We start from the raw sequence: 23656 nt of genomic DNA, 5'->3' as shown, positions 1-23656 counted from the left end.
ACGGCTTCCAAATGAGACGTCAGCTATATTACGGCCCGTTCAATGGCAGAGGCGGCTATTTGGAGGGTGCGTCTGGAGCATCTTCGATAACGGCCAGAAGCGGCGCTACCCAGTCATGCTCCCGAGGCCGATACCATCCGCGATCGCCAGATGCATCCAGGCTCTGATGCAGCACATGTCAGGCGCGGTAACATCAGCACGGGCGAAACGCCCGACACCATCGCTTTTACTCGCAGATGATCCCATCGTCTCCGTTTTCCATTTGACGGAGCGCACCAGCGACCTCTCGAACGGGCTGATCTGGCCGAAGGACGGCTGAAGCCTCGACCGCCTATGCCGCAATGGCGCGTCGCGCGTTTCTTCCCCTGAGCGAAGCCCATTCCTCGCGCAAACAAGAAACGCGCGCCTGCGCCATCCTGCGCTTTGCTGCGGTCGCAAGCGATGCAGCGGCGATCGCCTTCGGCCTCACGATCGCCATCGAGGCCGCATGGTGCGGGCTCGGAAACGAAAACGGAGACTGAAAATGGCCACTATCGGCACCTTCAAGAAGACCAATGCGAACGAGTTCACCGGCGAGATCATCACCCTCAGCGTCCAGGCCAAGGGCGTGCGCATCATTCCCGACACCCGGGCCAGCGGCGAGAACGCTCCAAGCCACCGCGTGGTGGTCGGCAAGGCCGAAATCGGCGCCGCCTGGTCCAAGCGCTCCAACGAGGGCCGCGACTATCTCGGGCTCAAGCTGGACGACCCGAGCTTCAGCGCTCCGATCTACGCCAACCTCTTCGCCGACGAGGAAGGCGAGGGCCACAGCCTCATCTGGTCCCGCCCCAACCGCCGCAACGGCGAGTAACAGGTAGCAAGCCCGTTCGGCTTCGGCCGGACGGGCTTCCGCGCCCGGTAACGGGCTTCAGCGGGAAGCCGGGATCAACTGCTCTTTCGCAACAGAATTCCATTGTCGGGCAGTACTTCAATTCCAGCCTTCTCGAGTGCATTCATAATCGCTAATATATTGTTCGCGATCGGAATCCGGGCCCCGCGTTCGAAATCAGCGATTGTCTGCCGTGCGACGTTTGCCGCACGGGCCAAATCATCTTGGCTCCATCCCAACATTGCACGCGCGCCGCGACACTGTTCGGGGCTGAAATTCGCAGCCCTTTCGGCAATATTATGATTGACGTCAATCAATTTGTATATTATCCCTGCCCGCACTAGCGGTCGAAGAGGGTGCGCCAACACCCTTTTCGACCTGACCAATGCCAAGCTGTGTGGGAGCTCGGATCATGGCTGATTCCGACAATACCACGACTTTGCCTTCCGTCACGCTTGGACGGGAGATGCAATCCCCGTTGACCAAAGAGCGTGCCGGCCCTTCAGCCGAAGCTCCGTCGTCACCCGATCCCGCACTTCTCCTGTCCCTTGCCTGGATCGACGCCCATGTTGAGATGCTGGCTTCCTGCGTCCGCCAGCAGCAAGAGGAGGGGAGGCAGTTGGAGCGCGGCGCATTTTTGCCCACCGGCGCTCTTATTGGGCGCGGGCAGGGGGCTAGCGCCGATTGCGACGATCTCGATGGCCAGAAAGAGGATGTAGCGGACAAGGCCGACGCCCTGTTGGCTGAGATTGCCGCGACGCCGGCACAATCGTTGGCGGGTGTGATCGCCAAGCTTGCGGTCGTGGTTCGCGAAGCGAAGGACAACACCGATCTTTTCGAATTTCCGCTTCCGCAGATCCACTCTGCATTGGCCGACCTGCGGCGTCTTGCACAGGACGCGACATGCGATCAGCCGGGCGGCTGGCCCGCCGGCGACCAATCGATCGGCTCGCTGTTCGAGCAGCCCGCCTCGTCCTTCGCGGCCTGGCGCGCCTTCAGAGCGTGGAGCCAAGGCGATGAGGAGGCCTATCGCAGCTGGACAGAGACGTTCAAGACACTGCAATGCGCGAGCCAGTAGGGATCGCAAACGTTACGCGGGGCTCCTCGAGCGTTCTGTGAGCGGCGGACCGACCTTCACGTTACAAGATGTCCGAGCAATGGATGCACCCGCCCGTTCCCGCTGTCACGGCCCTCTGTTCTCCCTTTGGCGTAGGTCTTCCGGAAACGTGGAACCAATTGTCGACGAACAGATTCTCTTGCGGAGTGAATGCCTGAATCCAGCAAGGGAGCGCGTCATGGGAAGCACATCGGACAAGGTTAAGGGCAACGCCAACGAAGTCGCCGGAAAGGCGCGCCAAGCCGTCGGCAAGGCCGTGGACAATCACGAGGAACAGGCCAAGGGCAAGGTTCAGGAAACCAAGGGTAAGGCACAGGTCGCCAAGGGCCAGGTCAAGGACGCGGTGAAGAACGTCGTCGACAAGGCCTGATTGTCAAGTATTCAACCATGAACAAGCCCGCGGCGACGCGGGCTTTTCCTTTGGGGCAGCGAAATGCGGGATCGAGATATTGGCGGCATCGGTTGTTCGCGTTGCTGCCCACAAGCGCCCGGGCTCAAACGTCGGACGACCCGGCCGCTTGCAAATCGACGGGTCTGCTGGCGCTGCAGGAGAAGTCCATGGACATCAGCGATCTCGTGATTGACATTGAGAGCGGCGCGGTCAGCAAGGCCGATGCCAGAGTGGAAGATGTGCCAGTCAGGACGGCGATCCTGCGCGAGGCGTATATCGCCCGCAGTCGCAAGACCGGAGCGCCTGATCGCTTCGTCTGCCTGCTCGGCGAGAAGCGCCAGGTGCTGTCGACCTTCTTCACCGCCCAGTGAGGCGATCACGAAGCGGGATATGCTCGCTCAAGCGGCCCTTCATTTGTCGTCCTTGTAGACTTTCGCAGCCTCGTCGATCTTGCGCCAGTCGTTACCGTGACGGCGCACCAGCTCTCGCGCTTGGGCCGGTGAAATGTCATGCACTTCAACGACGTGTTTGACCTCGGCGTCCTCACCCTTCAGCGGTCGACTGCGGATCCTTTTCGACGCACGCGCCGCCGATCGGTTGCGCGCTGTTGCTACGCCGGCCCGCTGGTCTTCTGTCCCACTTGAGGGGATATCCGCCGGCGTTGTCAGCAAAGGGCCGCCAACCGTTAACGTCACGCCGGCCGATTCGAAGGCTTTGCGGACCGCCACAATCCTTCCAGCGCGGAGGATGCGCCTCCCGCTCTCAAAGTCGCGGATCGTGGCTTCGCTGAGATTGGACTTCGCAGCCAGGCGGACCTGAGACCAATCGAGCAGCGCGCGAGCAGTCCGGCAATAGGCTGGGGTGAACTCCCGCCGGTTGGCATCCTCGGCTTCTCCGGTTTCGTGTGGCTCCGTCATGCGAAGGTGAACATTCAGCGAGGCTAAAATGTTCCGAAACACGGCAAAGGCTGAACGGCTTTCCAGGCAAGCCGCCCAGCAGCATATGCATCGCAATACTTCTCGCTTGATCGCTTGCCGCCGGGTTCTCTCCTCGTCCGTTCGTCAATGACGGAATCCAAGGATTTCGCTCAACGCCGCATCTCCCTATCAAATCCTTGAGAAGGGAAGGATGTGGATGAAGCCGGATACATCGCAGTGGCGGGACCCACAGGCATATGCATTCATCAAAGGCGCGGCGGCCGATGAGATTGCCTGGGAGTTCCTGCGCCGCAATCCGCGGTATCAGCAGGACTTCGCAACCTCCCGCTCAGCTAAGGCGATGCGCGCATTACGCAAGCGCTGGGGTTTGCAGTTTCGCCGCCCGGCCTGACCAATCCGCGGTCGAGCAGCCCGTCTATTGGGCGCCTCAGATCAACCCTGCGGTCGTCAACCTTGTCGAGGTTCCGCCCGAACTGCGAACGGGGAGCAGCGTCTCCGGCGTCCCGCCGGCCGCGGGCCGACGTGACGAAGTCGGTCTTCACATGCGCTCTTCGCCGGGCGGCACGCAACTGGCGCTTCTCGGCGACACCCAGCCAGGTGAACCGCTCGCCGCCATCATACCGCTGGACGACATGGCGCACGACCGGCTGCAAGCCATCGAGCGGTTCATCCGCTCGATCCACAGGCAGCACCTTCCCGACACGCGGTTGACCGCGGCCCAGCGCCGGCGCCTTGGGCACATGCTGCGATGCCTCGATGGCCGGGAAGAGCAGGCATCCCATTTCGAAGTCGCGACCGCGTTGTTCGGTCGGCGACTGGTCAGCGCCGCCGACTGGCACGACTCGGCTTTTCGCTATCAGACCCAACGTCTCGTACGCGACGGCCTCAAGATGGTCGAGTGCGGCTATCGACAATTACTGCGCGCGCGACGGCGCCATTCCTGATAGGGGGCGTGACGCCTGGTTTATTTAACGCGTTGTGTGCAAGCCCAGGGTTACGATCATGAATTGAATGGCTTTTTTGCGCCGCCTTGCGGCCGTTGAGATCAGCTCTGCTGCTCACCTAAGCCGACGGTGCCAGGGCAGGGCTCCTTCGTTGAGGTCCTGACCCGAAGCAGCCAGAGCCAGCGACGAACTTGGGCATCACCATCTTCGGGCAATGATCTCGACCGGTGCAATCTGGCCCGCTGAAATACTTTCGACCATGTTTCGGACCATCTGCGGCCGCCGCGCTCCCATGAGCGTCTGGATCCCCAGTACTGCCTGCCCTGTGGCCGCCTGGGCGCGCTGCCGCGCGAAATGGTCAAGCGCGACATCGCGCCGCTCGCGTTCCGACAAGATCTCGAAACCTGCCGCGGAAAGCGCGTCGCGGTAGTCCTCTGGCGGGGCGATCGCGTTGGTATCTGCCGTACTTGCCCATGGCAGCGGATAAGACAACTCGCCAGCTCCGGTGCGCATGACGTCGAAGACACCGAAACGCGCACCCGCGCGCAGGACCCGCGCAACCTCTGAAAATAGCGCGCCTTTGTCGGCAATGTTCATTCCAACGTGCAGCATGTAAGCGGCGGTGAACGATCCATCTGCGAAGGGGAGCGCCAAAGCATCGCCTTGCCGCAACCAGACGCGCTCCTCGAGATGCCGCCAACTGGAGAGCACATTGCCGGCTTCGACGTAGTCGCGAGTGAGATCGATGCCGTTCACATGGCAGCCGTAGCGCGCAGCGATCTGCCGCGCCGGTCCACCTAGGCCGCAGCCGATGTCGAGCACTCGATCCGTGGCAGTGAGCGCAAGTTGCGCTGCCAACTCTCCCGTGGCGGCGCGGCCGCCAATGTGAAACTCGTCCACCGGCGAGAGGTCCTCGGCCGTGACCGTGCTTTCGGTCTTCCCCATGGCGGCAAGAGCGTCACGAATATCTGCGATCAGGGTGCCTCGCGCGTAGTGCTCAGCAATCTGTGAACGCGGCGCCGCTTCCATGTCATCGCCCCTTTTTTGCCGGCAACTTCGCGGATCATCTCAGCCGACCATCGACATTCCCGAATTCGGTCGGCCCGACGATCATACCAGTCGATCCGGTGAAGCCAAATGCGCCGACACGCCACGTGCGGTTATGGCCCAGCGATCGTGAAGGGTGGCCCGGTAATTTCCATGTCGAACTCGGTCGCAATCGCCTTGATTGCCGCGAGGTCGCGCGGAATTTCCAGTCCCTGCACGGCAACCGTCGGGAAAAAGCTCTCGAGGCCACCCGGGGACAGGATGGCGATCCATCGCGCACGCTCAACGACGACGAAGGTGTGCTCGACACCAGCGGGAATGTAGAACAATGCCCCGGCGGTACGCTCGGAAATTTCCCCGGCGCGCCAGAAGCGCAGCCGCCCTTGGAGAACGACGAAGACTTCGTCGGATTTCGGATGGCGATGGCGCGGCGGTCCATCGCCCGGACCAGCATCGGATGCAAATGCCCCGAGCTTGCCGCCGGTCTCGCGCGCCGTCAGCAGCGTTTCGTAATGCGTACCATTCCAGTCGGTTTGAGTACCAGGTGCTGCCTGTGTTTGCATCTTTCGCCACATATGGTTGATGTGAAGCTTGATGGCGTCCACGATAGCTACACGCTGGCCTCAGGCGGTCGCCTCGTATGAACATATGAGATGAGGCGGGGAATGGTTGTCAGTGAAGCCGGCTTCCGGCAAACTGCAAATCCCTTCAGGCGAGGGAGCGGTGACATCCGGCACACATGTACGACTTCGACGGCATGGTGGGGCAGATCTACGATGCTGCGGTCGAACCCGGCCGCTGGCCGCAGGTTCTCGAGACGCTGTCCGATTTCCTCGAAGGCGCTGCCACAAAGCTCACGTTCCAGAACACAAGAACGTTGCGCAGCGAAGCGAATTCGGTGCGCATGCCGCCCGAGGCGGACCTCACCTATGCGCGGTACTACTACAAGACCAATGTGTTCCTGCCGCGCATCGCGCGGCTGCGCGCCGGTACGCTGATCCCGATCTGGGAGCTCCTGCCGCGTGAGGTCTACCGGCGCTCCGAGTTCTACAACGACTTCTGCCGGCCCGGCGACATGTGCCACTCGATCGGAGTCGTGCTGGCGAACGAGTCGGACACGCGCGTCGTGTTCACCTGCGGACGTGCCGAGACAACAGGAGAGTTCGAGCCCGAGCACCTCGACCGGTTGCGCCGTATCGGGCCGCATCTGGTCCGCGCGGCGAGCGTGGGATTGCGCCTCTCGCGTTCGGAGATCGCCAGGAGTGCCAATGTCGAGGCGCTCGACCGCGTCGCCCAAGGCGTGCTGATCGTGGCGGCAAACGGCGAGATCTTGTTCGCCAACCGGGTGGCCGAAGCGCTGCTTACTGAAGCCGACGGAATCAGGACAGAGAAATCGGCGCTGCGCGCAGCCAGGCGCGCGGATGCCGCGCACTTCCAGCGGTTGATCGTCGCGGCCGCGGAGCGGTCGGACACTGCGGGCGGCGTGATGGCGCTCGCGCGGCCGGCGCCGCGGCGACCGCTGAGCGTGCTGGTGGCGCCGCTGAAGACCAAGTCGACCTGGTTCGTGGCCGGCCGCCCCGCCGCGATCGTGTTCGTGGCCGATCCGGACAGCACGCCGCGGACGGTGCAGGCCCAGTTGCGAAATCTCTATCGGCTGACCCCGGCCGAGGCGGCCGTAGCCATCGCGATCGCCCGCTGCGAAGGGCTGCAGGCGGCCGCAGACGAGCTCGGCGTCAGCCTGACCACCGCGCGCACCCACCTGCAGCACGTGTTCGAGAAGACCGAGACGCGGCGGCAGGCGGAACTGGTGCGTCTCATCGCGGCGAGTGTCGTTTACGAATGACAATCTGGAGCGCAGCAAGACTTGCCCGAGCTGGGTGCAAAGCTTTCGACATAGCGAGCCCCCGCGCACCCATGGCAGATCCTCACTTATTCCCCTACGGCCTCCCGGTCCGCTGTCGGCCCAAGTGAGACGTCCGCAACATACGGCCGCTCCAGCGCGGAGGCCGGCATTGGAGAGCGCGTGTCTGGACCAGCTTCGATAGGCTCCAGCAACGGCATTGCCAGTCATCACCCGAAGCGGAAGCTGATCCCGTCCGCGATCGCCAGATGGATCCACGCTTTGATACAGCACATGTCAGGCCGTAGAAACATCAGCACCGGCGAGACGGTCCACATCGTCTCCTTTAGGGTCAGTGACACCATCGTCTCCGTGGGCAATTCGCGGAGCGCACCAACGACCTCTCGAACAGGCTGATCTGGCCGAAGGACGGCTGAAGCCTCGACCGCCTTTGCCGCAATGGCGCGTCGCGCGTTTCTTCCCCTGGGCTAAGCCCATTCCTCGCGCAACCAAGAAACGCGCGCCTGCGCCATCCTCCGCTCTGCTTCGGTCGCAAGCGATGCGGCGGCGGTCGCCTTCGGCCTCACGATCGCCATCGAGGCCGCATGGTGCGGGCTCGGAAACGAGAACGGAGACTGAAAATGGCTACCATCGGCACCTTCAAGAAGACCAATGCGAACGAGTTCACCGGCGAGATCGTCACCCTGAGCGTCCAGGCCAAGAGCGTACGCATCGTCCCCGACACCCGGGCCAGCGGCGAGAATGCTCCGAGCCATCGCGTGGTGGTCGGCAAGGCCGAAATCGGCGCCGCCTGGTCCAAGCGCTCCACCGAGGGCCGCGACTATCTCGGGCTCAAGCTCGACGACCCGAGCTTCACCGCTCCGATCTACGCCAACCTCTTCGCCGACGAGGAAGGTGAGGGCCACAGCCTCATCTGGTCACGCCCCAACCGCCGCAACGGCGAGTGAAGCGGCAGACGCCTCGCCCGACACCGGGCGAGGCGTCTCCTGATGGCGCGAAGGCCTTGCGGGCGCCGGCCTGTCCGAGCGGACTTCCCGTGAGCGGCTGCGCTGCTTGATACGAGATAGCGCGAAAATGGTCGAGCGCCGCTACCGCCGATCGATGCAGGCGCCTGCGCCACCCCCGACGGCCCTCGCGGTGCGAAATAGCGCCCCTCAATTGCGCACCTGATCACGGTGCCCTTGCTCCTCCATCCTGGCCATCGATCGCCGTTCAACCGCAACGGCCGGAAGGAGACACCTCATGAACGCCGACGCCGCGCCACTGCCGCCGCGCTACCTGCGCACTTCTGAAGCCGCGCATTTCCTCAGTCTCTCGGCGCGCACGCTCGAGAAACACCGCACCTACGGCACCGGACCTGCGTATCGCAAACTTGGCGGCCGCGTCGTCTACGCCGTCGACGACCTCCAGCTCTGGGTCCAGCGCGGCGCGATGACATCGACGTCCGATCCCCATGGCTCGGTGCTGCCCGCCAAGCCTCAGGCCGCCCGCCTGATCCCCTATGCCGGGCGCGAAAGGCGCTGAGCCCGCTGATTTCCCCCTTGTCGGCCAGACCACGTCAACCATTGGAGCGCGAACAGCTCGACCTGTTCCAGGCGCTGCCGGGCGTGGTCGCGCCACGCGATGCGCAGGACCTCATGGCCTATCCCTTTTTCTCCCTCGCCAAAACCAGGCGCATCGCGCCGATCGACTTTCGCGCCGGCGATGTGGCGATCCGTGTCGAAGCGATGCCCGATCACGGCGTGGCGACGATCTGGGATGCCGATATCCTGATATGGGCCGCGAGCCAGATCGTTAGCGCGCGGGACGCCGGGTTGCGCACATCCCGCCTGATGGCCGCGACGCCATACGAGATGCTTACCTTCATCGGCCGCGGCGTCTCCAAGCGAGATTACCTGCGCCTCAAGGCGGCGCTCGATCGCCTGCAGTCGACAAGCGTCGTCACCTCCATCCGCCAACCAGCGGAAGGCCGTCGCCATCGCTTCTCGTGGATCAACGAATGGCAGGAGCGCTCGGGTCGCAACGGCCGCCCGTTGGGTCTCGAACTGATCCTGCCCGACTGGTTCTATCGCGCCGTCATGGACGACGCGCTGATCCTGACCATAGACCGGGCCTATTTCGGGCTGACCGGTGGACTGGAGCGCTGGCTCTATCGGCTGGTGCGCAAGCATGGCGGCCGCCAGCGTGCCGGCTGGCGCTTCGACATCAGCCACCTGCATCGCAAGTCCGGCAGCCTCTCGCCGCTCAAGCGCTTCGCCTTCGAGCTGCGCGACATCGTGCGGCGCCAACCGCTTCCCGGGTACCTTCTGTTCACGGAAGTCGAAGCCGGCGGCCGTGTGTTGCTGGCTTTCGAACCGGCGCCGGGGCCTGTGGACAGCGTCGTGCCATCGGGAACCCGAACCATCGTGCCATCGGGAACCGCATCCTCGTGCTTTCGGGAACCGCGATCGGCTCTAAAGGGCGGGCCCGAAACGGGAAATTCCGCTTCTAACTTAGAGTCTAACTCCCAATCTAACACTCTTGCGGACAAGCAGCGGACCAGCGGTGCGGAGCAGAAGCTGCAGCGCGTCGGGCGGCGCGAGGGAGGCAACACATGACGCCGTCTCCCCAATCGGCGCCGGGCAGCGAGCTCACCACGGTCGAGCTGATCTGGATCGAGAAGCGGATCGAGCATCGCATCCGCTTCGGACGCCCTGCGCACGAGACGATCATCGACAAGCGCCGCCGCGTCGTGGGATTTGCGCCAGGCAATGTTTTTGCCTTCGTGCGCTGGGCGGGGAATGACTTTGGCACCGTCGCTTCGCGCATAGACATCGTGCGCGCCGTCTTGCCCTCAGAAGCTTACCAGACGCTGCCTTACATCCGGCCAGGCGGCGAGATCCTGCTCAAGATCGCAGGCTGGGACAAGGTTGAGCGGGTCCTGCAGCTGATCGATGCGATCGAGGCGAGCGGCCTCGATCCGGTCGAGGTCGCACCGGACTATTGGCGTCAGACCCACAACCGACTGATTGCCGGCGGAACGCCACGTGCCTACTCGCTCGCGCAGCACCGGGCCTATCTGTTGCGCAAGCGAGCCGCCTCGTGAGCCGCGCCGCTTGCATGGCCGCGATGCTTGCGGCTGTCTCCGCAACGGTCGGTCCGGCTTTGGTCAAGATGCCGCCGCTGCTGCTATGGAACGCATCGGCCAGTGCCCCAATCGGGCTCTACGCGCTCAGGAAAATGGCCGTTCCTACGGCTGGCGCGCTCGTTGTCCTCGAGCCACCGGACCCGGTTGCACGCTTCGCCGCCAGGCGTGGCTACCTTCCGCTCGGCGTGCCGATGCTGAAGCACATCGAGGGCCTTCCTGGACAGGAGGTTTGTCGCGTCGGCCGCGCCATCACCGTCGACGGGACCGCAGTGGGCACCGCGCTGGAGCGCGACCGCAGGGGGCGCGCGCTGCCTGACTGGCAGGGCTGCCGCACGATAGGAGCCGACCAAATCTTCGTCATGAACCGGCGTGTCCAGGACAGTCTCGACGGGCGCTACTTCGGCCCGTTCCCAGTGAGCTCGATCGTTGGACGCGCAACGCCGCTTTGGACCGACGAGAGGGGCGATGGCCACTACACCTGGCTCGCTCCCGCGAACTGAAATTCAGCCCAGCCAACAGGGAAGGAGACAGACCATGGCCGAAATCGGCGTCTTCAAGGAAACAGAATCCGGTTACTCCGGGCGCATTCGAACTCTGCTCGTGGACGTCGAACTGATGCTTGTCCCGATCAGGACGTCCGGCGGCAACGCGCCGGATTTTCGCATCCACATCGGCGATGGCAGCGGCCCCGAGGTCGGCGCAGCCTGGAAGGAAACCGGGCAGACGGCTGGCGACTATCTGTCGTGCCGGCTGGAGGATCCGCTGTTTGGCCGGCGCTTTCGCGCCGGTCTCTTCCGATCGGACGACGGTTCCTGGTCGCTGCGCTGGATCCGGCCGAAATGGCGGCCGGAGCGCGCTCGATGAGTGGGCCGTCGGCGCCGAGCCGTGCGCGCGAACGCCGCCCCGTCACCTGGTTGTCTGGTTGGAGGCAAGCACGTCGGCTCGTCGCTGGCATGCTGATCCTCTGTCACGCGATCACGGGAGCCGCCGCACAATCCGCGCCTATCTCCCGCAAATCCGCCGACGATCCATACGCGGCACATATCGTCGAGGCGTCGCGTCGCTTCCGCCTTCCTCAGCTCTGGATACGCGCGGTCATGCACCTCGAGAGCGCCCGCGACCCGCGCGCCGTGTCGCGAAAGGGTGCTATGGGACTGATGCAGATCATGCCCGAAACCTGGGCCGAGCTGCGTCTTCGTCATCAACTTGGCCGCGACCCCTATGATCCGCACGACAACATTCTTGCCGGCGCTGCCTATCTTCGCGAGCTCTATGATCGATACGGTTCACCGGGTTTTCTCGCCGCCTACAATGCGGGGCCGGGGCGCTATGAAGCCTCGTTGAGGGGCCGCCCGCTGCCGGCCGAAACGCGCGCCTATGTCGCGAAGCTTCGCCCTTTGTCGGGCGGCGGTGATGCGACCGGCGCGCTCACCGCCGCCAATGACAAGGCCGTCACCTGGAAGGCCGCGCCGCTGTTCACAGTGCGGTCCAGGTCGTTGGCCGATTCCGGTCTTTCGTCCGGAGAACACGCTTCCGCCGAGGTTTCGTCGTCGCCGTTGGCGCGCAAACTTTTCGCGGCCGGTTCGCAGCCGCGGCAACTGTTCACTGGGTCCGACCTGCGGATACGGCGGCGATGACGAAGTCTCCGTCACATCGCGCCTGGCCTCTCGTCGGACGTCGCAGCCTTTGCTGCGCATGGGACACGGGGCAACAAGTAAGCGTTCGGCCGCTGCACGTCAGGTCAGGCTTGACATGAATCCCGAGTTTGCAGGTTCAATGAAGCAGACTTTCGACGCAGCCTGCTATTCTCGGGGAGCCTCCGATTTGGCGATTACTGCCTCAGCACGCTCTATCGCGGCACGCAGCTCATCGCTCTGCCATGAATCGGCGGAATGGCCATCGTCGAACGATCGGTCGTGCGTTTCTCGCGCCCGAGACGTCAACTCACGAAGCGCGGCAATGGCCTCGGCAAGCAGTCTTGTCTCTGCTCCGTTTGCGGAAGACTGGGTCATCTGTTTATCCCCATCACGCTGCAACTATGAACCATCCACCGGGGTCGCAACAACATACGACCACCGCCATTGTGAGTTGTCCAATCCTCATCATTCGGCGAGAGCCGGCGCGCGTTTACGGGGGTCTTCGCTGCTCGCCAGATGGTCAATCGACGGATCGAACGTCCTGACCGAGAGTTGGCGCTGGCGGCAGAATTCCTGCGCGCTCACACTGCTGCCGAGCCAGCTAGCGACCTGCAACGACCGGTAGAGGCTCTTGGCCTTGGCCCAGTTGCGGCGAGGCGCCATCCGAATGTCCTCCACAAACCGAAGGAACCCGACATGACGCGAGCATGCGCTACTTCAAATATGTGCAGGGACCAGACGGTTACGCCAACAACCGAGGGACGGCAAGATAAAAGGGCGCACATTGTGCTGCGGTCGGCTCGTTGTATTTGCTGGGTTTTTTACCGCTTCCCGCACATTGCAGCGCCACGGCGCAATGTGCTGAGAACAGGCAAGCCGCTGTATTCGCTGTACTTATGGCAAGGTGAGGGCGTGTGCCGTGTCTGATGAGCACGAGTTCCGTATCCGTCCGGGCCGCATTCGCTCGACCAGAGCCCAATCGTCGCGGCCCTTCATCGCCCAGGCGCTTGCGGCGGCGCAAAAGGCCGGTGGCGTGTCGCGCTCGGGCCGGATCGGGACAGGCAGGCGCTCGCAGTTCGGACGCGGCAGGGCAGCGAGCCTTCAAGCCAATCGATTCCTCACCGGGCGCTCCCGCCTAGCGACGATCAAGACGCGCGTGGTTCGCCATTCGAAACGCGGCGCGCCAATGGCGACCCACCTCAACTATCTGCGCCGCGAGGGGGTCGCACGCGACGACGCGAGAGCCCGCATGTTCGGACCGGAGGTCGACGATGCGTCGACCGCGGATTTCGTCGATCGCTGCAAGGATGACCGACATCATTTCCGCTTCATCGTCTCGCCCGATGATGCCGGCGAGATGGCCGACCTGAAATCCTTCACCCGTGCTCTCATGGATCGCGTGCAGAAGGATCTCGGCACGTCGCTCGACTGGATTGCGGTCGATCATTGGAACACCGACAATCCGCATGTCCACGTCATCCTGCGCGGCCGGGCCGACGACGGGCAGGACCTGGTGATCTCGCGCGATTACATCAGCCGCGGCATGCGCGATCGCGCCAGCGAGCTCGTCACGCAGGAGCTTGGCCCCCGGTCGGAACCTGAGATCCGCCGGCATGTCGAGCGCCAGGTCGAGGCCGAGCGGTGGACCGGGCTCGACCGCCAGTTGCTCCGCGACGCAGGCGAGAACGGTTTCATCGATCTCGCGCCACGTGCTCATCGCCAGCCTGACGAATTCATGGCTTCAAAGATCGGGCGGCTGCGCCGGCTGGAAATGCTGGGCCTTGCCGAACAACTCGGTCCTGGCCAATGGATCGTCAGCGAGAGAGCCGAGGCGACGCTGCGCCAGATGGGTGAGCGCGCCGATATCATCAAACGCCTGCATCGCGCATTCTCGGCCCGCGACATCGAACGCGCGAGCGCCAGCTATGTGCTGGCCGCAGAGACCATCGAGAGGATTAGCGGCCGTTTCATCGAGCGCGGACTGGATGACGAACTGAGGGGCAGTGCCTATGCAATCATCGATGGTGTCGATGGCCGTTGTCATCACGTGCGGCTGGCCGATCTCGAGGCGGCGGGCGACGCCGCACCAGGCGCAATCGTCGAACTGCGCACATTCGAGGACGCTCAGGGTCGGCGGCGGCTGGCGCTTGCCGTGCGCTCCGACCTCGACATCGACAGACAGGTGGTTGCGGAGGGGGCGACCTGGCTCGACCGGCAGGCGCTTGCCCGTCCTGCGGCGGCTCTTTCCGATGGCGGCTTCGGCGCCGAGGTGCGCCAGGCGCTCGATCGGCGCGTCGAGCATCTGGTCGGCCTGGGGCTGGCGGAGCGGCAGCCGGGTGGGACCGTGTTTGCCGGCAACTTGATGGACACGCTGCGCCGAAGGGAGCTCGAGGCGCTGGGCGGCAGGATCGCGGCCCAATCCGGCCGTTCGTTCAACCGTGCCGCACCTGGCGAATCCGTGTCCGGTACCTACAGCCAGCGCTTTGCGCTTGCGTCCGGCCGCTTCGCGATGATCGATGATGGCCTCGGATTCCAGCTCGTGCCCTGGACGCCTTCGCTCGAAAAGCACCTCGGCCAGCATGTCAGCGGCAGCACCCGCGGCGACGGCGGTGTCGATTGGAGCTTTGCCCGCAAGCGCGGGCTAGGTCTCTAGCAGCTGAAAGGATGGATCCTGCCATGTCCGTCGCGAAAGCCCTTTGGGAGCAGATCCTCACGGTTTTCCTGAGCCGTGGCGCTGACGACTTGGACGACAACAGAATCGCGGCAGGGAGGCTTGGCGTTCGCCGCACCTCGGGCCGCGCTGGTCGATCGCGCCGGCTTGCCCGTCAACTTATGCGTCTGCGCGAGCAGGAGGCCGGCGAACGCTACGAGGCCTTCGTCACGGCGCGACGGCCTGGCGAAAGGCGCGAAGCTGCGGCAGGAGATTTCGGAAGATACGATCCGGTGTACCGAGAACCGGCAGTCGTAGCTGCGCCGCAGGGGATGTCGATATTGAATGTCTGGTTTGGTGGCCCTTGTCGGGCCGCTCTCTAGGCTTGATCAGCGTGCCTCGGCGAGAATTGCCGCGCGCCTGATTATCGCAGATCTGACCGACTCGACGAGCTGCGCGGGAAAGTGACGTGGCAACGACGAAATCACGGCCTCGGTCCACCGCTCGGCATTTGCGGAGATCTCTTCGAAAATCTTGCGCATCAGGGACATTCCAACGCCGGAAATGTCAGCGGTCTGCATGAAATGGCGGGGCACGATCTCATGTATGGAATAATGCCGGCTCTTGCCGGCAGACATAGCCAGCTTGAATTTCTTGCGAGGGATTTGGCCAGCATCAAGGCTGGGCTGCGCGGTCAGCACGTCGTAGAGCGGCGTCATCCGAAACCGCCCGCCGGGCCCGAGAAAAATGCTGAAATTCTTGGCGTGGCCGTCGGTCGCGCCAATGAGCCAGAATATTATGCAAGCACGCAAAAACAGCGAGATGTCCTCTTCGGGCCTGTCGCTGCCCTTTAGAAGCTCGATGATCGACGGCATGCCGGGACCGCCCTCTGACTGGTACTTGCGTGTCGGCGGGACCGACAGTGCTTGACACATATCCTCCTGTGGTAGGCGCAGGAGACGGCCGTCCCTGGCCCACAACCGGTCGAACCGCTCGACGATCAGCGTACGGCGCTCCCCGAAGTGGGCGATCTCAGTTCTGGCGGCGGGAACGCCGAACGCGTCGATCAGCTTAAGGCACAGATATTCATTCTCAACGCTGTTGGAGAGATCGATGCCGTTCGGCAACCTGCCGATCTGCGGTTTCAGGATGTGGGTGGTCGCCGCCGTGCCGACCGGCTTGTACCAGCGTCCGTCCTTGCGTAGCAGCGCCGTCTTTTCCTGGGCGCCGGCGATCGAGATGCGGAAATCCTCATCCTCGCCGAGGCCAAGCGGGGCGACAGCGAGGTTTGCGATCATCCCGGCGATATCCTTTTTGCTGACCGGCTTGCCTTCGCTGCTACCAGGACTGCCGGGATCGGCGCCATCAGGCAGGAATTGCAATGCGCCGACGCAGTCATGGCCGACGGCGGCAAGCATGCTGTAGGCGTCGGTCCCATCCGCGCCGACGCGTTCGGCAATACGCTTGCGGATGGCGTCATTGTCGGGAAGCAGGTTGTCGAAGACATTGACTACAGGCGCGCCGATATAGCGGTCCTCCCGCAAGGGAAGCGAAAGCGAGACAGGGAAGGTAGCGTGCCAGTCCAGCCATTCGCGGGCATATTGAAAGTCCACGGCGCCGGTGGATTGCCTGCGCAGCACGCCCACCAGCCGACCGTTCACGAAGACATTGAGCGGCGTGTGAGCCGGCCGCCGCGCCATCAGAACAAGTCCGCGATGTCGGTCGCGCTGCTTTTGCTGCGCGGGCGAACGACGAGTTCAAGGTCGAGGGCGGAGAGCGCAGCCATCAACGTACTGAGCTGCACTGCCGGCTCGCCGGCTTCAAGGCGGGACACGGTGGCCTGACGCAGGTGGATCCGGCTGCCAAGCATCTCTTGCGTGAGATCGGCTTGCCTGCGGGCGCGTCGCAGAATGGCGCCGAGTTGCTTTTCGTTGCGAGCGATCTGGTCGGTCATGATAGTCTCCTAGAGCGTGTATACGCGATCGCGTATGGATTTGCAATATACGTGATCGCGTATAAATATGCAGTATACGCAAACGCGTATAGAAGTTGGATATACGCGATCGCGTATGATGCCTGCCTCAAACCCGCAGTCGAGGAGGCGCTCTTGGGCTTCCCTATTCCCTGTCTTCCTTGCCGGCAGTACGACGCGACGCGATAGACGCGAGCCGGCGGTTGCATCTCGCATCTGCCTTGGCGAACTCTCGGCACGAGGAGAAGCGAATGTCGGGAACGAAAGTCCTTTGGGGACAGATCGTCGTCGTCTTCCTGATCGTGCTCCTCACGATCTGGGCCTCGACGCAATGGTCCGCCTGGCAGCTAGGCTATCAGCAACGGCTGGGAGCGCCTTGGTTCGTCATTGGCGGCATGCCAGTCTATTATCCGCCCGCCATCTTCTGGTGGTGGTATTTCTACGACGGCTACGCACCGGCCATCTTCGCGCGCGGCGGTCTGATCGCCGCCTCGGGCGGCTTCATCGCGATCGCCGTAGCAATCGGCATGTCGCTGTGGCGTGCCCGCGAGGCGAGGGAGGTTGCGACCTATGGCTCCGCGCGCTGGGCCGAAAGAAGCGAGGTGCAGGCGGCAGGCCTGCTTGCCCCGGACGGCGTGGTGCTGGGGCGCTATGGAACTCATTATCTGCGCCACGACGGGCCGGAGCATGTGCTTTGCTTTGCGCCGACGCGTTCGGGAAAGGGTGTCGGGCTCGTAGTGCCGTCGCTGCTGACTTGGCCAGGCTCGGCGATCGTCCATGACATCAAGGGCGAGAACTGGGGTCTGACCGCAGGCTTCCGCGCTCGCCACGGCCGGGTGCTGCTGTTCGATCCGACCAATGCAAGATCGGATGCATACAATCCCTTGCTCGAGGTTCGCCGCGGTGAATGGGAAGTCCGCGATGTGCAAAACATCGCCGACATCCTGGTCGACCCCGAAGGCTCGCTTGAACGGCGCAACCATTGGGAAAAGACGAGCCACGCGCTCCTGGTCGGCGCGATCCTGCATGTGCTCTATGCCGGACCGGACAAGACGCTTGCCGGCGTCGCTGCCTTCCTGTCCGATCCGAAGCGGCCGATCGAATCGACCCTGGCCGCGATGATGACGACGCCGCATCTGGGGGAGGGCGGTCCGCACCCGGTCATCGCCAGCGCCGCCCGTGAGTTGTTGAACAAGTCCGACAACGAACGCTCCGGCGTGCTCTCGACCGCGATGTCCTTTCTTGGGCTCTACCGCGATCCGGTGGTGGCGGAGGTGACGCGCGCATGCGGCTGGCGCATCGCCGACCTGGTCGCCGATCCTCGTCCGGCGACGCTCTATCTCGTCGTGCCGCCCTCCGACATCAGCCGCACCAAGCCGCTGATCCGTCTCATCCTCAACCAGATCGGCCGCCGTCTGACCGAGGATCTGCAGGCCAGGACGGATCGCCATCGATTGCTCCTGATGCTGGACGAGTTCCCGGCGCTGGGACGCCTCGACTTCTTCGAATCCGCACTCGCGTTCATGGCCGGCTATGGCTTGAAAAGCTTCCTCATCGCGCAGTCGCTCAACCAGATCGAGAAGGCCTACGGCCCGAATAATTCCATTCTGGACAACTGTCATGTACGGGTCAGCTTCGCGACCAATGACGAGCGCACCGCCAAGCGCGTCTCCGATGCCCTGGGCACCGCGACCGAGCTGAAGGCTATGAAGAACTATGCCGGTCACCGCCTCTCGCCCTGGCTCGGTCATCTCATGGTTTCGCGCTCGGAGACGGCGCGACCGTTGCTGACGCCCGGCGAGATCATGCAACTGCCGACCGGCGACGAGATCGTCATGCTGGCGGGCACGCCGCCGATCCGGGCGAAGAAGGCGCGCTATTTCGAAGACCCGCGGTTGCGGGAGCGCATCATGCCGCCACCGGCTGTCACGACTCGAGCCGAGGCGGAGCCCGACGATTGGACAGCGCTTCCGTTGCCGGCTCCGCCACCCGGGATGGCAGCCGCAACTGCCCTGGCGAAAGTCCCGGACTCCTCGACCGAGTCCGAATTGCGACGTCAGCCCGAGCTCGATCCTCTTCTCCCGGCTGCCGAGCTGCCGTCCGTCAACGAATTCGAGCTCGAAGCGCCTGACGAGACGGATGATCTCGCTGCGAAGAGCAGCCGGATGGCTCGCCTTGTTCGGGGCGTGGCACGTCAGATCGCGCTCGACCCGGACGACGGCATGGAGCTGTGAAGGTCATGACAGCAAGAAAGAAGAAGGTCCAGATTTCTGTCTATCTCGACCCTGCCGTGATGGCCTTGCTGGTCGACTATGCCGCCCGGCGCGATCGCCCGCAGTCGCTCATTGCTGAAGCGGCGATCGCGTCGTTCCTCTCTCCGGATGCCGACGCGCAACGCGAGGCGGCGATCTCCAAACGTCTCGACCGGATCGATCGCCGGATTGCGCGCTTGGAGCGCGACGTCGGCATCTCGGTTGAAACCCACGCGGTATTCATCCGCTTCTGGCTTGCGACCACTCCGGCCTTGCCTGAGCCGATGGCCCAGGCAGCGCGGGCCAAGGCGAGCGAGCGCTATGAAGCTTTCGTTTCCGCGCTTGGCAGGCGGCTGGCGAAGGGACCGAGCTTGCGGCAGGAAATCCCCGAAGACATCGTGCCATCCAGCGATCCTGAGCGGCAGTGATGCGAAGGGCCTGCAGGCGAAGGCGCCGCCCGGGCTCGCGTGGCGCCTTCAGGTCCTGTTGGCTGCTGGACGGGTTACCGTTGCCGACCCGGTCAGTTGGCGGCTCCGCACAACTGCGAGGTCGTCAATCCTGGCGGCACGTTTTCCGTGGGACCAAATCCGTACCTCGCCATGATCGTGGCAATCGTGCCGCTCGACATGACCTTGGCCAGCCCCTGATTATAGAGGTCGCGCAGGTCGCCATCATCCTTCCTGAAGGCGATCGCGACGTAGCTGATCGACTTCTCGTCGGTCGTGAATGGGGTGGCGCGCTCGAGATCGGGGCTCTTTTTGCCGGCCAGCAGCCCGATCGCCGTCGGGGAAGAAAATACAGCGGCGTCGATGCGGCCGGCGCGCAGTGCCGCGATGTTGGTCTCGATGTCGGGAAACTGCAGGATGCGATCCTGAGGGACGCCCTCGGCGATGGCGTTCTGGATGACGTTGCTGCCGCGGCCGCCACCCATGATGGTGTCGGATTTCTTGGCAAGATCGGCATAGCCATGGATCGCCTTGGGATTGCCGGCGAGCACGATCGCCGCGTCGTCCTGCCTCAGGTCGGGAGCGCCGAAGGCGACCTGCTGGCACCGCGGCGGCGTTATCGACAAGCCGGACGCCACGGCGTCGAAGCGCCCGGCCATCAAGCCAGGGATCAACGCGCCGAACTCGGTGACCTGGAAGTCGATCTGCTTGACGCCGAGGTCGGCGAACGCCGCTCTGAGCAGGTCGGGGTGCCAGCCGAGCAACTCGCCGGTCTCTTCCTTCTTGTAGCCCCATGGCGCGCGGTTGTGGATGCCGATCACGATCCTGCCCTCTCTCAAGACGCGTTCCTTTGTCGTTTCCGCCGTGGCCGGCAGCACAGATCCGACAATCGCGGCATAGGCGATGCAGGCGAGGCCAATGGCGGCCGATCGGGCTCGAAATTTCATCGTGCAGTCCTCCCGTGAGATTGAGTTGCGCGCAGGGACCCGGCCCCGGCCCTTCAACGCTACGTTGAGGCCCGCTCTCGCGTCAATATAGATATACAAAATATGTACAAAATATTGCAGAAACGAGAAGTGGCTCACCGCTGGAGTGACCGTTAAGCGAACGGCGCACGATCATCGCCTACAAGGTCTAAGAGCTTCAGAGGCAGCAGCCGACCGCGTCGGCGGCCGACAATCATATTCAATTTTGCTAAAATCTTTGGAACCGATTGCTCCTGCCCGGTTTGAATCCCGGTCCAGGAGTTCGAGTGCATGCGTAAATCGACCGGTCACCTCGCCTTCATCGAATTCCAATCACCGACGCTGGTCGAGAACGCTCCTGCCGACGCGGACTGGCTGCACGAAATCAAATACGATGGCTACCGGACCGAGCTTATCGTTGAAGGTGGTGCGGCACGTGCCTTCACGCGTCGCGGCTATGACTGGTCGCATCGGTACAAACGGATCGTCCAGACGGCGGCGAACCTGCCGGTCCGATCCGCAATCCTCGATGGCGAAGCGGTCGTCCTCGGCAAGACTGGCTTACCGGATTTCCAAGCTCTTGAGCGGGAGCTGGGAAATCCGAACTCGCCGAAGCTCATGTTCTTTGCGTTCGATCTTTTGCACCTCAACGGCCGCGACCTTCGGCAGCAGCCGCTGATTGAGCGCAAAGCCGCTCTGCACGGGCTGCTGCAGGAAACGGCTCCAACACTCACCTATGCCGAACACCTGGAAATCAGCGGCAAGGACGTGTTCGACCATGCCTGCCGCATGGGCCTGGAGGGTGTGGTCTCAAAGCGGGCTGACTCTCCCTACCGCTCCGGTGTCCAAACGAGCTGGCTCAAGGTCAAGTGCGTCAAGAGCGACACGTTCCCGATTGTCGCTTTCGTCGAAAAGCTTGGCGCGCAGCCACGCCGCATTGCTTCGCTCTATATCGGCAGGTGGCAGGGCGAGCGGCTGCTCTATGCTGGAAAAGCGCAAAGCGGCTATACGCTGGGGGAAGCCCGGCGGGTTCGCGAGCGGCTTGATCCGCTCATCATCAGCAAATCACCTCTCTCGGAGCCGATCAAAAAGCCCAAGGCGACGTGGGTCCGGCCGGAGGTGCTGGCGGAGGTGCAGTTCAGTGGCGTGACGGACCGGGGCATCTTGCGCGAGGCCGTGTTCAAGGGATTGCGCGAGGATCTCCAGGTGATCCCGGCGAAGCCGCCGTCGCCCTCCAAGCGCAGGTTGGAGGGCCAGCATGGCGTTCCTCGCGAGAACATTCTCCAGCTGCTACCCGATGCTGTTGCACCTTCCAGGGAACAGCTCGTGGACTACTGGCGGCGGGTGGCCGACCGAGCAATGGTTTATCTGGGCCGAAGACCACTGAAGCTGGTCCGTCATGCGCACGGGGCCACCTTCTATCACAAGGGACCGCTGCCTCCGATACCAGGACCGGTGCACCAGCTACGCGTTCAGAAGCGCGAGGGCGGCGAAGGTGTTCGGGTCTGGGTGGATGATCTCGACGGGCTGCTTGGGTTGGTCGAAATGGACGCTGTCGAGCTGCATCCTTGGAACGCTGCGGTTGACGGCATCGAGCATGCCGACCAGCTCGTGCTCGACCTCGATCCTGGCGAAGGCGTGCCATGGGATGCGGTGATCGAGACGGCGCTGTCGCTACGTGAAATCATGGAAGCGGCTGGGTTGCGGAGCTGGCCGAAGGTCACCGGGGGCAAAGGCATTCACCTGACGGCTCCGCTGGCTTCGGGTGTAACCCACGACAGGGCGCGGCAACTCGCCAAATCGCTCGCCCAGTGCCTCATCGATGCCAAGCCGGACCGTTACCTCTTGTCAGCCGATCCAGCAGCCCGACGGGGTCGCATCTTCCTCGACTATCTGCGCAACGGGCGCGGCAATACTGCGATCGGTACGTTCTCGCCACGAGCGCGGCCCGGCTTTCCTATTGCCCATCCTGTCACATGGACGCAGATCGAGCGGGGAATCCAGCCGGACGCCTTCACCATCGATCACCCATTCAGGGCTGCTGTTCGAAAGGTAGCGTAGTGCGAAGCCGCTTAACTTGCGGCGCTCAGTTCATCCTTCTTGGAAGCGAAGGCAAGTAACCACGCGGCTCAATAACATTTAAGACCCCTCCACTTTGATGCCGATCTAGCCATCGGAACCGGCGGTCCAGCCATGCACTCCGCAAGCAAACCCGGACAGCGCCGTCAGGTATGCGTGTCCAAAGCGGCAATTTCGTCGAGGCGCAACATCCGAGGATCGCGTGCGTTCTTTAGATTGGAGAGCTGCGGCCGATCTGCCGTATCTCATGCCTGACAGGTCGAAGGCGGCCAGAAATGTCCAAGTTCAAAGAGGCCCTTGAGCGGGGCAAGAAGGCTCACCGTCGGCAGGACGAGAGCGCGGATGGGCATACTCCAAAGGTGGACTTTGGCGCCCAGGCCAGAGATTGGCTAACGGAGGTCGTGGTCGCGTCATTGGAAGCGGCCAAGGCAGACGTGGCGGGAGAGGTGATCATCGATATAGAACCCATCCCACGCCCCGAGGATAGCGCCGTTGCGCCGTCTGTTGAATTCCGAATCTACGGGAATGGAGCGGTGGAGAAAAACCACGCGAGGGCCTTCAAGGTCAGCGTTTCGATAAGTGGGGAGGCGTCGGTTTCTGCACCCGGCATGGTGGCGGAAGATATAGGAAACATTGGGGACAAGTCTGACCAACGATTCCGCCAGTTGCTGGCGAGATTGATCGAGGATGCGGCCAGGGACCGCCGATCTTGAGGCGCATCCGCTCTCGACCCGCGCAAGGTCACGCAGATCGGCTGTCGCCGCGATGGCCGTTGCGGAATACTCGCTCTATCAGATTGGCAGCGCTTCCGAGCGCTTGACCTGACCCAGGGCGAAACTGCTTTCGATCGAAGCGATATTGTCCAGCCGCGTCAGCTTGTCCTTGATGAACCGCTCATAGGCCTCGAGGTCGCGCACCACGATGCGCATCAGGTAGTCGCGCTGGCCGGTCATCAGATAACAGTCGACCACCTCCGGCCAGCGCAGCACGGCTTGCGAGAACCGGTCGAGATCGTCCTCGCGCTGCCGTTCAAGCTTGATCGACGCGAAGGCGCTGATCGGCAGTCCGAGCTTCTTCTGGTCGACCACCACGGTGTAGCCCTTGATGACGCCGGCGTTCTCCAGGAGCCTGACGCGCCGAGCGCAAGGCGAGGGCGAAAGACCGACGGCTTCGGCGAGGTCGTTCGAAGTGGCCTTTGCGTTCTTCTGCAGCGCAGCGATGATCTTCAGGTCGATTGCGTCAAGCGCCGGATTTGGCATGTTTCCCTCATCTATGGGCCGCAATTGGCTGGATCAGCCAATATCATCGATCGCTTTGCGCAAGAATAGCCACATTCGGAAGGTCGACGCGGGTATCGTTGAG

Annotated in this window: 30 protein-coding genes; 21 read left to right on the top strand and 9 right to left on the bottom strand. The window is 63.3% G+C overall.

Annotated features, from left to right (window positions below):
- Positions 1–341: 341 nt before the first annotated feature.
- Together MJ8_RS24515 and MJ8_RS24510 are read left to right on the top strand one after the other, a co-directional pair.
- A complete protein-coding gene (locus MJ8_RS24515) occupies positions 342–521 on the top strand; it encodes a hypothetical protein (protein WP_201411254.1) in 180 nt (59 codons plus the stop codon).
- A 2-nt stretch (positions 522–523) separates the two neighbouring features.
- Complete coding sequence (locus MJ8_RS24510; protein WP_201411253.1) at positions 524–850, top strand: DUF736 domain-containing protein; 327 nt, start codon at positions 524–526, stop codon at positions 848–850.
- Positions 851–924: 74 nt separating this feature from the next.
- Here MJ8_RS24510 and MJ8_RS24505 read toward each other — a convergent pair whose 3' ends face one another.
- Complete coding sequence (locus MJ8_RS24505; protein WP_225248029.1) at positions 925–1185, bottom strand: helix-turn-helix transcriptional regulator; 261 nt, start codon at positions 1183–1185, stop codon at positions 925–927.
- 95 nt (positions 1186–1280) lie between these two features.
- On the opposite strand from MJ8_RS24505, the gene MJ8_RS24500 reads away from it, so the two are divergent.
- The 3 genes from MJ8_RS24500 to MJ8_RS24490 all read left to right on the top strand — a co-directional run bounded on the left by MJ8_RS24500 (position 1281) and on the right by MJ8_RS24490 (position 2747).
- On the top strand, positions 1281–1946 hold the full coding sequence (locus MJ8_RS24500; RefSeq protein WP_225248028.1) for a hypothetical protein: 666 nt from the start codon (positions 1281–1283) through the stop codon (positions 1944–1946).
- Between the two features lie 217 nt (positions 1947–2163).
- Positions 2164–2355 (top strand): CsbD family protein, encoded by a 192-nt coding sequence (locus MJ8_RS24495; protein ID WP_201411252.1) that lies wholly within the window; start codon positions 2164–2166, stop codon positions 2353–2355.
- A gap of 188 nt (positions 2356–2543) precedes the next feature.
- Positions 2544–2747 carry a hypothetical protein gene (locus MJ8_RS24490; protein WP_225248027.1) on the top strand — a complete coding sequence of 68 codons (204 nt, stop codon included), beginning with the start codon at positions 2544–2546 and terminating at the stop codon, positions 2745–2747.
- 39 nt (positions 2748–2786) lie between these two features.
- Here the strand turns inward: MJ8_RS24490 and MJ8_RS32425 are convergent, their stop codons facing one another.
- Positions 2787–3293, bottom strand: a complete 507-nt coding sequence (locus MJ8_RS32425) for a helix-turn-helix domain-containing protein (protein ID WP_225248026.1) — start codon at positions 3291–3293, stop codon at positions 2787–2789.
- 217 nt (positions 3294–3510) lie between these two features.
- Here MJ8_RS32425 and MJ8_RS24480 point away from each other — a divergent pair, with 217 nt between their 5' ends.
- Positions 3511–3705, top strand: a complete 195-nt coding sequence (locus MJ8_RS24480) for a transcriptional regulator domain-containing protein (protein ID WP_201411251.1) — start codon at positions 3511–3513, stop codon at positions 3703–3705.
- 151 nt (positions 3706–3856) lie between these two features.
- Positions 3857–4258, top strand: coding sequence for a DUF2285 domain-containing protein (locus tag MJ8_RS24475; RefSeq protein WP_225248025.1), 402 nt, complete (start codon positions 3857–3859; stop codon positions 4256–4258).
- 198 nt (positions 4259–4456) lie between these two features.
- Here the strand turns inward: MJ8_RS24475 and MJ8_RS24470 are convergent, their stop codons facing one another.
- Both MJ8_RS24470 and MJ8_RS24465 read right to left on the bottom strand, forming a co-directional pair.
- Positions 4457–5287 (bottom strand): class I SAM-dependent methyltransferase, encoded by an 831-nt coding sequence (locus MJ8_RS24470; RefSeq protein WP_201411250.1) that lies wholly within the window; start codon positions 5285–5287, stop codon positions 4457–4459.
- 131 nt (positions 5288–5418) lie between these two features.
- Positions 5419–5910, bottom strand: a complete 492-nt coding sequence (locus tag MJ8_RS24465) for a cupin domain-containing protein (protein WP_201411249.1) — start codon at positions 5908–5910, stop codon at positions 5419–5421.
- Positions 5911–6044: 134 nt separating this feature from the next.
- Between MJ8_RS24465 and MJ8_RS24460 the strand changes: the two genes are divergently transcribed.
- From MJ8_RS24460 to MJ8_RS24425, 8 genes are all read left to right on the top strand, one after another.
- Entirely contained in the window at positions 6045–7148 is a 1104-nt protein-coding gene (locus tag MJ8_RS24460; RefSeq protein WP_201411248.1) for a helix-turn-helix transcriptional regulator, read from the top strand.
- A 638-nt stretch (positions 7149–7786) separates the two neighbouring features.
- A complete protein-coding gene (locus tag MJ8_RS24455) occupies positions 7787–8113 on the top strand; it encodes a DUF736 domain-containing protein (protein WP_201411247.1) in 327 nt (108 codons plus the stop codon).
- Positions 8114–8408: 295 nt separating this feature from the next.
- Complete coding sequence (locus MJ8_RS24450) at positions 8409–8690, top strand: helix-turn-helix transcriptional regulator (protein ID WP_041002472.1); 282 nt, start codon at positions 8409–8411, stop codon at positions 8688–8690.
- Positions 8691–8707: 17 nt separating this feature from the next.
- Complete coding sequence (locus tag MJ8_RS24445) at positions 8708–9763, top strand: replication initiator protein A (RefSeq protein WP_201411246.1); 1056 nt, start codon at positions 8708–8710, stop codon at positions 9761–9763.
- On the top strand, positions 9760–10251 hold the full coding sequence (locus tag MJ8_RS24440) for a DUF2840 domain-containing protein (protein WP_201411245.1): 492 nt from the start codon (positions 9760–9762) through the stop codon (positions 10249–10251). Before MJ8_RS24445 ends, MJ8_RS24440 begins: the two co-directional genes overlap by 4 nt.
- On the top strand, positions 10248–10793 hold the full coding sequence (locus tag MJ8_RS24435; RefSeq protein WP_201411244.1) for a S26 family signal peptidase: 546 nt from the start codon (positions 10248–10250) through the stop codon (positions 10791–10793). Before MJ8_RS24440 ends, MJ8_RS24435 begins: the two co-directional genes overlap by 4 nt.
- 34 nt (positions 10794–10827) lie before the next feature.
- On the top strand, positions 10828–11157 hold the full coding sequence (locus MJ8_RS24430; protein WP_201411243.1) for a DUF736 domain-containing protein: 330 nt from the start codon (positions 10828–10830) through the stop codon (positions 11155–11157).
- Complete coding sequence (locus MJ8_RS24425) at positions 11154–11930, top strand: lytic transglycosylase domain-containing protein (protein ID WP_201411242.1); 777 nt, start codon at positions 11154–11156, stop codon at positions 11928–11930. Before MJ8_RS24430 ends, MJ8_RS24425 begins: the two co-directional genes overlap by 4 nt.
- Positions 11931–12395: 465 nt before the next feature.
- Here the strand turns inward: MJ8_RS24425 and MJ8_RS24420 are convergent, their stop codons facing one another.
- Positions 12396–12593, bottom strand: a complete 198-nt coding sequence (locus tag MJ8_RS24420; RefSeq protein ID WP_201411241.1) for a hypothetical protein — start codon at positions 12591–12593, stop codon at positions 12396–12398.
- A 256-nt stretch (positions 12594–12849) separates the two neighbouring features.
- On the opposite strand from MJ8_RS24420, the gene MJ8_RS24415 reads away from it, so the two are divergent.
- Together MJ8_RS24415 and MJ8_RS24410 are read left to right on the top strand one after the other, a co-directional pair.
- A complete protein-coding gene (locus MJ8_RS24415; protein ID WP_201411240.1) occupies positions 12850–14583 on the top strand; it encodes a relaxase/mobilization nuclease domain-containing protein in 1734 nt (577 codons plus the stop codon).
- A gap of 23 nt (positions 14584–14606) precedes the next feature.
- Positions 14607–14963 (top strand): hypothetical protein, encoded by a 357-nt coding sequence (locus MJ8_RS24410; RefSeq protein ID WP_201411239.1) that lies wholly within the window; start codon positions 14607–14609, stop codon positions 14961–14963.
- A gap of 6 nt (positions 14964–14969) precedes the next feature.
- Here the strand turns inward: MJ8_RS24410 and MJ8_RS24405 are convergent, their stop codons facing one another.
- Positions 14970–16280: a type II toxin-antitoxin system HipA family toxin gene (locus MJ8_RS24405; RefSeq protein WP_201411238.1), complete on the bottom strand. Its 1311-nt coding sequence runs from the start codon at positions 16278–16280 to the stop codon at positions 14970–14972.
- A complete protein-coding gene (locus tag MJ8_RS24400; RefSeq protein WP_201411237.1) occupies positions 16280–16534 on the bottom strand; it encodes a helix-turn-helix domain-containing protein in 255 nt (84 codons plus the stop codon). The genes MJ8_RS24405 and MJ8_RS24400 overlap by 1 nt, the downstream gene beginning before the upstream one ends.
- A gap of 269 nt (positions 16535–16803) precedes the next feature.
- On the opposite strand from MJ8_RS24400, the gene MJ8_RS24395 reads away from it, so the two are divergent.
- Both MJ8_RS24395 and MJ8_RS24390 read left to right on the top strand, forming a co-directional pair.
- Complete coding sequence (locus MJ8_RS24395; RefSeq protein ID WP_201411236.1) at positions 16804–18786, top strand: conjugal transfer protein TraG; 1983 nt, start codon at positions 16804–16806, stop codon at positions 18784–18786.
- A gap of 5 nt (positions 18787–18791) precedes the next feature.
- Complete coding sequence (locus MJ8_RS24390) at positions 18792–19232, top strand: CopG family transcriptional regulator (RefSeq protein ID WP_201411235.1); 441 nt, start codon at positions 18792–18794, stop codon at positions 19230–19232.
- 92 nt (positions 19233–19324) lie between these two features.
- Here the strand turns inward: MJ8_RS24390 and ehuB are convergent, their stop codons facing one another.
- Entirely contained in the window at positions 19325–20197 is an 873-nt protein-coding gene (ehuB, locus tag MJ8_RS24385) for an ectoine/hydroxyectoine ABC transporter substrate-binding protein EhuB (protein WP_201411234.1), read from the bottom strand.
- A gap of 309 nt (positions 20198–20506) precedes the next feature.
- Between ehuB and ligD the strand changes: the two genes are divergently transcribed.
- Entirely contained in the window at positions 20507–22276 is a 1770-nt protein-coding gene (ligD, locus tag MJ8_RS24380) for a DNA ligase D (RefSeq protein ID WP_201411233.1), read from the top strand.
- A 293-nt stretch (positions 22277–22569) separates the two neighbouring features.
- Positions 22570–23007, top strand: coding sequence for a hypothetical protein (locus MJ8_RS24375; RefSeq protein ID WP_201411232.1), 438 nt, complete (start codon positions 22570–22572; stop codon positions 23005–23007).
- 78 nt (positions 23008–23085) lie between these two features.
- Here the strand turns inward: MJ8_RS24375 and MJ8_RS24370 are convergent, their stop codons facing one another.
- Positions 23086–23553, bottom strand: a complete 468-nt coding sequence (locus tag MJ8_RS24370) for an Lrp/AsnC family transcriptional regulator (RefSeq protein ID WP_201411231.1) — start codon at positions 23551–23553, stop codon at positions 23086–23088.
- Between the last annotated feature and the right edge of the window lie 103 nt (positions 23554–23656).

This window comes from Mesorhizobium sp. J8, assembly GCF_016591715.1.
Taxonomy (GTDB): Bacteria; Pseudomonadota; Alphaproteobacteria; order Rhizobiales; family Rhizobiaceae; genus Mesorhizobium.
Note: the sequence above shows the minus strand (reverse complement) of the source record. Positions and strands in the feature narration are given on the sequence as shown.

Excerpts from the sequence above, each read along its gene's own strand:
- MJ8_RS24515 (WP_201411254.1), top strand. The coding sequence starts at position 342 with ATGGCGCGTCGCGCGTTTCTTCCCCTGAGCGAAGCCCATTCCTCGCGC.
- MJ8_RS24510 (WP_201411253.1), top strand. The coding sequence starts at position 524 with ATGGCCACTATCGGCACCTTCAAGAAGACCAATGCGAACGAGTTCACC.
- MJ8_RS24500 (WP_225248028.1), top strand. The coding sequence starts at position 1,281 with ATGGCTGATTCCGACAATACCACGACTTTGCCTTCCGTCACGCTTGGA.
- MJ8_RS24495 (WP_201411252.1), top strand. The coding sequence starts at position 2,164 with ATGGGAAGCACATCGGACAAGGTTAAGGGCAACGCCAACGAAGTCGCC.
- MJ8_RS24490 (WP_225248027.1), top strand. The coding sequence starts at position 2,544 with ATGGACATCAGCGATCTCGTGATTGACATTGAGAGCGGCGCGGTCAGC.
- MJ8_RS32425 (WP_225248026.1), bottom strand. The coding sequence starts at position 3,293 with ATGACGGAGCCACACGAAACCGGAGAAGCCGAGGATGCCAACCGGCGG.
- MJ8_RS24480 (WP_201411251.1), top strand. The coding sequence starts at position 3,511 with ATGAAGCCGGATACATCGCAGTGGCGGGACCCACAGGCATATGCATTC.
- MJ8_RS24475 (WP_225248025.1), top strand. The coding sequence starts at position 3,857 with ATGCGCTCTTCGCCGGGCGGCACGCAACTGGCGCTTCTCGGCGACACC.
- MJ8_RS24470 (WP_201411250.1), bottom strand. The coding sequence starts at position 5,287 with ATGGAAGCGGCGCCGCGTTCACAGATTGCTGAGCACTACGCGCGAGGC.
- MJ8_RS24460 (WP_201411248.1), top strand. The coding sequence starts at position 6,045 with ATGTACGACTTCGACGGCATGGTGGGGCAGATCTACGATGCTGCGGTC.
- MJ8_RS24455 (WP_201411247.1), top strand. The coding sequence starts at position 7,787 with ATGGCTACCATCGGCACCTTCAAGAAGACCAATGCGAACGAGTTCACC.
- MJ8_RS24450 (WP_041002472.1), top strand. The coding sequence starts at position 8,409 with ATGAACGCCGACGCCGCGCCACTGCCGCCGCGCTACCTGCGCACTTCT.
- MJ8_RS24440 (WP_201411245.1), top strand. The coding sequence starts at position 9,760 with ATGACGCCGTCTCCCCAATCGGCGCCGGGCAGCGAGCTCACCACGGTC.
- MJ8_RS24430 (WP_201411243.1), top strand. The coding sequence starts at position 10,828 with ATGGCCGAAATCGGCGTCTTCAAGGAAACAGAATCCGGTTACTCCGGG.
- MJ8_RS24425 (WP_201411242.1), top strand. The coding sequence starts at position 11,154 with ATGAGTGGGCCGTCGGCGCCGAGCCGTGCGCGCGAACGCCGCCCCGTC.
- MJ8_RS24420 (WP_201411241.1), bottom strand. The coding sequence starts at position 12,593 with ATGGCGCCTCGCCGCAACTGGGCCAAGGCCAAGAGCCTCTACCGGTCG.
- MJ8_RS24410 (WP_201411239.1), top strand. The coding sequence starts at position 14,607 with ATGTCCGTCGCGAAAGCCCTTTGGGAGCAGATCCTCACGGTTTTCCTG.
- MJ8_RS24405 (WP_201411238.1), bottom strand. The coding sequence starts at position 16,280 with ATGGCGCGGCGGCCGGCTCACACGCCGCTCAATGTCTTCGTGAACGGT.
- MJ8_RS24400 (WP_201411237.1), bottom strand. The coding sequence starts at position 16,534 with ATGACCGACCAGATCGCTCGCAACGAAAAGCAACTCGGCGCCATTCTG.
- MJ8_RS24395 (WP_201411236.1), top strand. The coding sequence starts at position 16,804 with ATGTCGGGAACGAAAGTCCTTTGGGGACAGATCGTCGTCGTCTTCCTG.
- MJ8_RS24390 (WP_201411235.1), top strand. The coding sequence starts at position 18,792 with ATGACAGCAAGAAAGAAGAAGGTCCAGATTTCTGTCTATCTCGACCCT.
- ehuB (WP_201411234.1), bottom strand. The coding sequence starts at position 20,197 with ATGAAATTTCGAGCCCGATCGGCCGCCATTGGCCTCGCCTGCATCGCC.
- ligD (WP_201411233.1), top strand. The coding sequence starts at position 20,507 with ATGCGTAAATCGACCGGTCACCTCGCCTTCATCGAATTCCAATCACCG.
- MJ8_RS24375 (WP_201411232.1), top strand. The coding sequence starts at position 22,570 with ATGTCCAAGTTCAAAGAGGCCCTTGAGCGGGGCAAGAAGGCTCACCGT.
- MJ8_RS24370 (WP_201411231.1), bottom strand. The coding sequence starts at position 23,553 with ATGCCAAATCCGGCGCTTGACGCAATCGACCTGAAGATCATCGCTGCG.